Below are 9,469 nucleotides of genomic sequence, written 5' to 3'. Positions count from 1 at the left end.
GATAACATTTGCGAAGGAAAAAAACAATGTGAATAAAGAGAATATCACTTTTTTCATCTTAAGAAGCTTCTTTAGTTTGAAATTTTAGATGAAGTGGAACGACAATTTGAATATTTGTCCCTTTTTCTGTATCTGAATTTAAAGTAAAAATACCCCCCAAATCTCCGGCTCTTTTTTTCATATTAACCAAACCATTACCAAGTAAGGTTTCGCTTTGATTAAAGCCTTTTCCATCGTCAGTAACAGAAAGTATTAAGTCATTATCTTTAATGCCCATATGTACCTCTATATTTGTAGCTTCAGCATATTTTAAAGCATTGTGTACAGCTTCCTGGATAATGCGGTAGATATTCATTCCCTGTATAGATGAAAAAGCCTGCTCGTCTGAGAGTTGATCATCTGCCTTGAACTCAAAGTTAATATTGGCAGCCATTTCTCTAGCTTTATCTATATAGTTGATGACTCTTGATTTTAAATCTTCAATGGTAATTTCAGGTTTGTTCATCGCCCAAATGGTGTCCCGCAGTTCATAAATGGTATTTGTTGTAAATGAAGAAATTGTATTGAGCTTCTGGCTCATTTTTTCATTCTTAAGTTTTAAACCATATTTTAAATTTTCAATAGACGAAATTATAAAAGTGAGTTGTGCACCAATATTGTCATGCAAATCACGTGAAATTCTGAGGCGTTGTTCCTGCAGTTTATTTTGGGTTGCTATTTGATTGAGGGCTTCTTTGAGCTCATTTTCTTTTTGTAATTGTTTGTTTTTGATTTTTTGGTGTTTGTAAAGAAGGTAGCCCAAAATTGCCAACAAAAGAGCTAATACAGAGGTGCCGTAGATGAGAGTGTTTTTTCTGCCAATTTTCAGTTCTTTCTCTGCAAGTTCTGCCCGGGTTTCTGCCAATTGAATTTCTTTTTCTTGTGTTTTGAATTTTACTTCTAATCCTGCTATGGCTTCTGCATTATTTTTTGAAAAAATACTGTCGTTTATGGAAATATATGAGGCTAAAAAGTCACTTCCCTTTTTGGTGTTTCCCAACAAATAATTGCTTTCGGCGGCATTTTTATAAAGGGTGCCGGCAAAGTTTATTAGTTTGGGGGTTTTCTCAATAATTTCAAAGCCCTTTTCTGCATAAGAGAGGGCAATCTTTGGCTGGTTTAGCTTTGTATGTGCAGCTGTTAAATTACTATAAATACTTAAATCTGATTTTGGATTTTCACCCAAAGAGACGGGTCTTTGCAGGGCTATTTTATAATTGGCAATGGCTTGTTCATATTCTTCCATTTCAAAATAAACATTGGCTAAATTACCATGAAAAGAATAGTAATACCGCATACTGTTGGCGCTTTTTGCCAGTGTAATAGCTCTTTGATAGGACTGTATTGATTCTTTAAAACGGGACAGGCTTTTAAAGCAAACACCCATATTAGCCAGAGAAATGGCTTGTTCTGATTCTAAGTTTATCTCTTCCCTTATTTTGAGTGCTTTTTGATGAATTTCCAGTGCTTTTTCATATTGTTTCAGTTCTTGGTAGATAAGTCCAATATTATTTAGATATACAGATTCTCCCTGAATATTTTGAGGGCTATGTATTGCATTCATTTCCAATGCCTGATAGAAGTAATTCAGGGCTTCCTGAAAATTTCCACTATTCCAGTTATACATTCCCAGGTTGTTTAAAGACATTTGTTCAATGCTTTTAATTTTTAAATTTCGGCTCATTTCAAGCCCCTTTTCAAAATAATGCCGTGCAGAATCTTTAATTCCTTTTACATCAAAATAAATACCTTTGGTATTAGTAAGTTCGTTCACTCCAAAATAAAATTCTTTTTCATTTGCCTCTTTTATTCCATTATTCAAAAGGGTTAAGGCTTTTTCAATATCATTGAAAATAAAATAAAAGGAAACCTGATTTGTTAACCTTAATTTTATTGAATCGTTTGAGGTAGTTTCCATCACCTGAAGAAGGCTGTCAATTTTTTTTGGACTTTGAGCAATTAAAGTGAGCGGTAAAGCAATCAAGAGAACCAACACTATTTTTTTATAAGCTTCAAACTTCATATAAATAATTTGATTTTTTTAGTAGATATAAATTTATGAATTTTTACATCTTTTAAGTAAAAATATCTATTTATATAAAAATATATTTATTTTTTTTCACAATTTAATACCATTTTTAAAAAATATAAACTTGATTTTAAATCTATAATTTTTTCGTAAAATTCATTGATTTGCTTCTGAAAATTTTGGTTTAAATATGGTCTTGATTGCACTTCACTTAGTATAGAAGCATATTGTTCGGTATATAGCTGTACATTCAAAAAATGAATTTGTTTTTGTTTTTTTATTCCTAAATAAGCTTTGATAACTAGCAATAAAAAAAATAAGCATAGAAAAAACACTATAAAAATTACAGCAATTTCAATTGAAAAATCTTTCAATTTGAATGAAAAAAGGAGTCGTAAAGTCGGGACATACATTTTTTAATAAGGTTGTTTTAAAGCCGGTTACTTATTTCTATGAAAGCATCCTATTATTTAAAAGAGTAAATTTAAAACCCCGGCAAAACCACCGGGGTTTTATCTCCTAAAACTATCCCCACAATTTTAGGCATTGTAAAATTTTAATCCAGCAAAAAGGCTTCTATTATATCTTTATTTTGGTAGTATAAAATACCTTCTATTTCATCGACTTCATAGACCGGTTTTTTGTCATTTAATACCACTTCCTTTTCAACATTACCGGTGTCTTTATTTACTTTCACCAATCCAATCCCATCGTCAGTTTTTGTTAATATAAACTGTGAATCCCTGGTTTCTGTTGAAGCTCTAAACCGTTTAGCCATTTCTTTAAAAGAAGCGGTGCCAATCGATGAAAACATTTCAGCGTTTCTGTTTGCCTGAGCACCATAGTCGTTATATTGACCTAATGTGTTTTTATTGGCTCCAGCCACAGCAGCTTGTTGTACTGCCATAGCAGTAGAGGCTACAGCTACTACTCCCAATGCAATTTTTCCAAAGGTGCTTATTCCCGGTGATTTAAAGTATGAATTATAAATTTCCTCTCCAGAATTGTTTACTAAAAACATATTTTGACTGGAACCTATAAACACACCACTATTTCTCATTTCCATACTGGTAGGGCCCTCTTTTTCCTGAAATTTTAAACTTGCCAAGGTTTTGAAATCCCCATTGTTTTCGTCAACTGAAATTAGTTCACTATCTGTCGCCACCAGGTATTTTTTGTCATTGGTATCATAAGTTGATTCTACTCCATTGGTACGTTTGAATTTTAATGGTTTATTCCAAACAGTTTCACCGGTTGACAGGTTAACAATATTGGCATCTTCTTCAGTGATATAAATTAATCCCTGAGGAGTTTTTGCCATTACGTGTATATTCTCTCCTGTTTTAAGTGGTTTTTTGAAAAGCGGGGTTCCGTTGTAAGAAATTTTGTTAATCCCCCCTTGATGGATACCAAACAGAATTCCATCATCCATAATGTAAAAATGCTGAACATATCCTTTTGTTTTAGGTGCCTTTTCCCATAAGTCTTCTCCGGTTTGAGCACTTAAAAACCCGATTTCAGATTCGCTTTTTGCGCCCAACATGCCTTTTCCTCCTTCTTTGTTACTCACAATAGCCAATCCTTTTGGAGTGATTTCAAAATTAACCACTTGACCCTTTACTTTGGCCGGTTTATTCCAAATTTCATTTCCGTTTACATCGAGTTTATAGACTTCAGTATTGGTTCCGGAGAGATTGCTTTCAAAAGCGTAAATTTCTTTTCCGGTTTCATCAACGGTCATCCAGTTTACATTTTTAATTTTTGTTTCCCACAGTGTGTTTCCTGTGAGCGATTTTGCAATAATTCCCCTAGAAGTAGGGATTAAGATTTTGTCGTCCAATAGAAAAGAGTCGCCTGTTACAGAAAAATTTCCGGAGGTGACTTTTCCCGGTTCAAACATATAAAATGAAAAGTCGAGTTTCCCTGTTCCCAAATCATAAACCGCAATCTTTGGAGTATTGTTTTCTGCCATACCACCCCCCTTTTGAAGTCCACTTATGATTAGTTTATTTTGTGGCATTGCAATGGTTTCTGTGTAAACTTGCTTCCAGTTGTCTTTTTCTGAACTAAAAAGTGTTTGTCCTGAAATGTAATCAATCACAGCTTTTTTAGAAGAAAAATTTGCAAAACCACCTTGAGAAACAACAATATATGGTGAGTTTGGAACAAAATAATATTCTTCCGGCTTTACACGCCCATAATCTGTAAACTTGAAATGGAGTGCAGTGCCTTTAGGCTTAATTCCAGCAAGGCCGTCATTGGTGGCAACTACTAAAATCCCGGCTTGAGTTAGGCTCATTTCATTTATTTTTCCTCCTAAATCATAGGTATAATCTACAGCAGATTTTTGTGAAGAAACATGATGAAGATTTAAAATAAATATGAAAAGTACTGATAAATACGCTATTTTTTTCATAAAGCTTGATGTTAAAGTTCTTTGCTAAATTCAGCCACAACAATCTGAAAAACAATACGTCAATTGTCGTATAATAAAAAACCGAAGTTTAAAAAGATTCAAACTTCGGCCTTAAAGTATTTCAATAAATTTATTTTATAAATTCACATTGAATGACCCTTCTGTGATTTCTTTAAAAGAACCATCATCATTTTTTCCAGTAAATTCAAATGTTCCTATAATTTTAGTACTTGAGGATTCAGATACATTAATTTCTCCGGCAACCGTATCATCAAAAGGTGCAGTCCATATTTTTGTGGCTGAAGGGTTTGACGCGTTTCCTTCTATATAATTTGCAACAACAAATACATTTGCGCCACCACCTATGTTATAAGACCCTACTCCTTCAAACCCATTTATTGTAAAGTTAAATCCTTTCCCATCCATATTTGTGCCTTGGATTTGAACTGTACTTATGCCGCCGGCATTAATTTGAGTTGCAGAGGTCAATTGAGGTGTTGATGTGACCAAAGATCCATCTACCTTTCCTTTCACTGTTCCAGAAGTAGCATCTCCACCGCCACCGCCATCATCATCTTTACTACAGGATGTTGCTGTAAAAATTACTGCTAATGCGATTAACAGCGTATACATTGTGTTTTTCATTGTTTTCATAATAAATTGGTTTTAGTTTATTTATAATTGTGTCAATTCAAGAAAAATCAAAAAATAAAGACAAATTGAAGTAGTTCAATGTTTTAAGAATTAAACTAGATTAGTTTTAAATTTTCCTTGTGACAAAGATGCAGTATGAAAACAGGTAACACAATAAGGCAGTTGCCCTATTTACTAAAAAGTATATGAGGAATTTTTTGTTGAAGTAGATTTATTTTCTCTTGTAGTGTTTTTAAAAATTTTTGATGAGATTCACTTTTAACATTAAACGGTATGTGGTTTAACCCATTTTGAATTGACTCTACCTCTTGCAATATTTTAACAGTCGTTTCTGAAAAGCAACTATCTGAAAAACGTTCCCAAATATAATTAACTGCCACTTGATTGGGGTGTAACATATCACCCGCATAAAAACGGTAATCGCGCAGTTCATCCATTAGGATTTCAAAGGAAGGGAAGTAGTAATGTTCACCCCCTCCCCCTCCCTTAAGAAGAGTAGAGTTAGTGACTGATAAATATTGATGGATTGCTGCAATTAAATGGGCTTTGCTCCTTTGGTTTTCCACAAAACCATCTTTGAGATGCCTTACCGGCGAAATGGTAAAAATGAACTGAATTTTTGGGTTTGTTTTCTTTACTTTTTCAACAATTTGTTGCAAACTTTCTTCAATTTCCGTTACCGATAGCAATAGTTTTTCAAATTGGTTTTGAGGAACTTTGTGGCAGTTAGCTACGATATCACCGGACTTTTTAAGTTTATATACCCAAGCAGTTCCCAGGGTTAAAATGAAATGGGTAGATTCTTTGATTTGGTTTCTAGTAATATGTAACGCTTCATTCAGGTTTTGCAAAAAAACTTCCTGATCTGGATGGCTTAATTGTGAGTGTGCATCAAAACAGTGCCAACGTTCATTGTGAAAAAAGATATCCTTTTCACTGAATGTTTGTTTGCTTAAAGCGAAATGAATTAATTTTTCAATCGCCAAAGGATTGAATACAATCCCAAATGGATTGGTGGTACTATGAAACTTAAAATACTCAAATTTAGCACCCATATTTTGAGCAAAACAAGACCCAAAAGCCATTATTTTTGAATGATAATCGATTGGATGCTTGCTTTTTGGTATAGTTATTTTTGTTGAAAGTTCCATGTTTTTCTAGTAAAAGATTTGTCAAAAATATTAAAACTCAATAACCTCTCAATCTAAATCGAGGAAAACAACTAAAAAATTACAAACCCACCTCTTTTTTGGAAGTTTCAATTTGCAAAGCCTAAAACCTAACCCCCAACCCTAACTCCAATGCTTCGGCTTTTGCTGCGTGTGCTTTGACACTAACAATTCCAAATAGCTGCTCCTTTTTACCAAAATAGCGTTTCAGCCCCAGTCTGTTATATATTCTGCCTTCAAAGTCATACGGATAGTAAATATAGTATCCTGCATTGACAAAAGGCGCTAGTTTATTGATTCGAAGCTGGTAACCGGCGAAAACACCCACCCTTTTAAAGTCTTCATTCCCACTGATATTAAATTCGGGATAGGCAATGGACCGGTATTCAATCAAATCCCTTAAAAAATAAGATAGAAATAATTCAGCACCGGCGTAAACCGAGCTTGATTTACTCAATCGCTTGTCAGCAAATGTAGAAATGATTATAAAAGGGGCTTTTCCTAAACCAATTACGTCACTTTCATTCACGCCAAAACGTACTAAAAAATTCATTTTAATGGGTTCGCTATACTTTTCACGTTTATAGGGAATGAATTCGGGCAAAGACTCAAGATTGAAGTTATAATTCACACCCACATTCAGAGCAAAGGTGTTGGTGCTGGTATTGGGTGCCGTGTAGTTACCGTTCGAATAATGAAAGAGGGAAATACCCGTCTGAAAACCAAAACCGTTCCAGAGGTGTTCTTCATAATAGTTCAACTTAAGAATGGTCGCACTTAAAAAATCAGATCCAAAAGCATTGTTTAAATAATTATCATCAGGGTGATAAGGATTGGTAGCATAGGCAATCCCCTGACTGACTGAAAGTCTCAAATTCCGTTTCAAAAAATACCAACTAATGTGGCTGTACAGGCCATACAATTCCCCCAAATATTGGTTTTTCATATCCTGATAGGAAAAAGTCAACCCCCAGTCAGGGTAATTATGACGGCGTTCCCACTCCTTAAGCCCAAAAGATTTTATGTTGTATTGCACTACCATCCCCTCCGGATGGTCTGTAATTAAATGCCCTATTTCGGGGTTGTGTTCCAGGATGGTTCCATAAAAATAATGTGCCTCAACTGAGTTGTATTGAGTACTTTTTTCTTGCGAAACACCAATTAAAGAGCTTGCAAATAAAATTAGAATGAGACACCATTTCATGGCCGCAAAAATAAAAGAATTCCTAAATTTTAAGGAACTATTCACATAAATAAAACATTGATTACTTTAATATTCTTTTTTTAATCGCTAATTTTGTACTGTTTTTTGAGGAAAAATTTGACTGATTGCAACCTCTTATTCCAAACCTGACTGGCTACTATAATAGAGAATATTAGAATTTAGGTTTCGTATAAAAATGCTAAAACAGTGTGTATTCTACCTGCTTTTTTACGTCAATTATTTTCCCTAATTTTAATTTTTATAAACTTGACTTTATGGCTTATTTATTTACTTCAGAAAGTGTCTCTGAAGGACATCCTGATAAAGTTGCTGACCAAATTAGTGACGCCCTTTTAGATAATTTTCTCGCCTTTGACCCTCAGTCTAAAGTAGCCTGTGAAACATTGGTCACTACCGGCCAGGTAGTACTTGCAGGTGAGGTGAAAAGCAATACTTATATTGATGTACAGCAAATAGCACGAGATGTGGTCAATAAAATTGGCTATACTAAGGGAGCTTATAAATTCAGTGGTGATTCCTGCGGGGTCATTTCATTAATTCACGAGCAGTCGCAGGACATTAATCAGGGCGTGGACCGTGCAAACAAAGAAGAACAAGGTGCCGGCGACCAGGGAATGATGTTTGGGTATGCAACAAGCGAAACCGCTAATTTTATGCCACTTGCACTGGATATTTCACATAAAATTCTAATCGAACTGGCTGACTTGCGTCGCGAAGAAAAGGAAATACCTTACTTAAGACCCGATTCCAAAAGCCAGGTCACCATTGAATATAGTGATGACAATGTACCTCAAAAGATAGTGGCAATTGTGGTTTCTACACAACACGATGATTTTGACGAAGACGCAACAATGCTCGCTAAAATCAAAAGCGACATCATTAATATCCTTATACCAAGGGTAAAAGCACAATTGCCTGAATATGTTCAGGAATTGTTTAATGATGATATTATTTACCACATTAACCCCACCGGAAAATTTGTAATTGGAGGACCACACGGTGATACTGGTTTAACCGGAAGAAAAATCATAGTAGATACTTATGGAGGTAAAGGTGCTCACGGTGGTGGTGCTTTCTCCGGGAAAGACCCAAGCAAAGTCGACCGAAGTGCCGCTTATGCAGCACGTCACATCGCAAAGAATCTAGTTGCAGCCGGAATAGCTGATGAAGTGTTGGTCCAGGTAAGTTATGCCATTGGTGTGGTGCACCCCACCTCCATCAACGTGAACACCTATGGCTCCTGCAAACTAAACCTTACCGATGGTGAAATAGCCGATCAAGTCATAAAGCTATTTGATATGCGCCCCGCAGCTATTGAATCAAGATTAAAACTGCGTAACCCTATTTATAGCGAAACGGCAGCTTATGGCCACATGGGACGCGAGCCACAAACCATCACCAAAGTATTTGAAAGCCCCTATTCAGGAAAAAAAGAACTTAAAGTGGAACTTTTTACCTGGGAACAACTGGATATGGTCGAAGCGGTAAGAAAAGCATTTGGGTTTGTTGAAGAATAGTATGCACTAGTAATTACACAGATTTAATAAAAATAAAAAAACTGTTTAATTGAAACTTTAAGCAGGTTTCTTAATAGTTAATCCCGAAAAAACTCCTAAAAAAAGAACTCCGGAAAACAACAATCCTACTAGAAATATTGTAGGAAATTTGTGAATTAAAATCGTCCCTAATAGGTAAAGAAGATTTTCGAAGAAAATGACACATAAAGTTTTTAACCCATTGGATGCAAAAATAATCAACTCTGAAACACAAATACTTATAAACTCAAAATCCAACTCAACGCTACCCTCTCACCACTAAAAAACTACTACCTACAAATCATATTTTACAGTCAACAATACAATTCGGGGCACCACGCCGTAAAAGGAAGTCGTGTTAAATGCCTCGTTAAAACTGTCCTGATTTATGGTTTGCACATC

7 protein-coding genes are annotated in these 9,469 nt (G+C 35.0%); 1 reads left to right on the top strand and 6 read right to left on the bottom strand.

The genetic code is table 11. The features are described 5' to 3' along the window. Window positions 1-58: 58 nt before the first annotated feature. The 6 genes from AACY61_RS03685 to AACY61_RS03660 all read right to left on the bottom strand — a co-directional run bounded on the left by AACY61_RS03685 (window position 59) and on the right by AACY61_RS03660 (window position 7,511). On the bottom strand, window positions 59-2,062 hold the full coding sequence (locus AACY61_RS03685) for a sensor histidine kinase (RefSeq protein WP_339610244.1): 2,004 nt from the start codon (window positions 2,060-2,062) through the stop codon (window positions 59-61). Window positions 2,063-2,148: 86 nt separating this feature from the next. After that, window positions 2,149-2,442: a hypothetical protein gene (locus tag AACY61_RS03680; RefSeq protein WP_339610243.1), complete on the bottom strand. Its 294-nt coding sequence runs from the start codon at window positions 2,440-2,442 to the stop codon at window positions 2,149-2,151. 182 nt (window positions 2,443-2,624) lie between these two features. After that, window positions 2,625-4,484 carry a PQQ-binding-like beta-propeller repeat protein gene (locus AACY61_RS03675; protein WP_339610242.1) on the bottom strand — a complete coding sequence of 620 codons (1,860 nt, stop codon included), beginning with the start codon at window positions 4,482-4,484 and terminating at the stop codon, window positions 2,625-2,627. Window positions 4,485-4,619: 135 nt separating this feature from the next. Beyond that, a complete protein-coding gene (locus AACY61_RS03670) occupies window positions 4,620-5,138 on the bottom strand; it encodes a DUF6252 family protein (protein ID WP_339610241.1) in 519 nt (172 codons plus the stop codon). A gap of 167 nt (window positions 5,139-5,305) precedes the next feature. Continuing rightward, window positions 5,306-6,289 (bottom strand): GSCFA domain-containing protein, encoded by a 984-nt coding sequence (locus AACY61_RS03665; protein ID WP_339610240.1) that lies wholly within the window; start codon window positions 6,287-6,289, stop codon window positions 5,306-5,308. A 121-nt stretch (window positions 6,290-6,410) separates the two neighbouring features. Continuing rightward, window positions 6,411-7,511: an acyloxyacyl hydrolase gene (locus AACY61_RS03660; RefSeq protein WP_339610239.1), complete on the bottom strand. Its 1,101-nt coding sequence runs from the start codon at window positions 7,509-7,511 to the stop codon at window positions 6,411-6,413. 275 nt (window positions 7,512-7,786) lie between these two features. Between AACY61_RS03660 and metK the strand changes: the two genes are divergently transcribed. Then, complete coding sequence (metK, locus tag AACY61_RS03655; protein ID WP_339610238.1) at window positions 7,787-9,049, top strand: methionine adenosyltransferase; 1,263 nt, start codon at window positions 7,787-7,789, stop codon at window positions 9,047-9,049. Window positions 9,050-9,469: the final 420 nt, after the last annotated feature.

It is taken from the genome of uncultured Planktosalinus sp. (assembly GCF_963973675.1).
Taxonomy (GTDB): domain Bacteria; phylum Bacteroidota; class Bacteroidia; order Flavobacteriales; family Flavobacteriaceae; genus Planktosalinus.
This window is presented reverse-complemented; position numbering and strand designations above follow the sequence as displayed.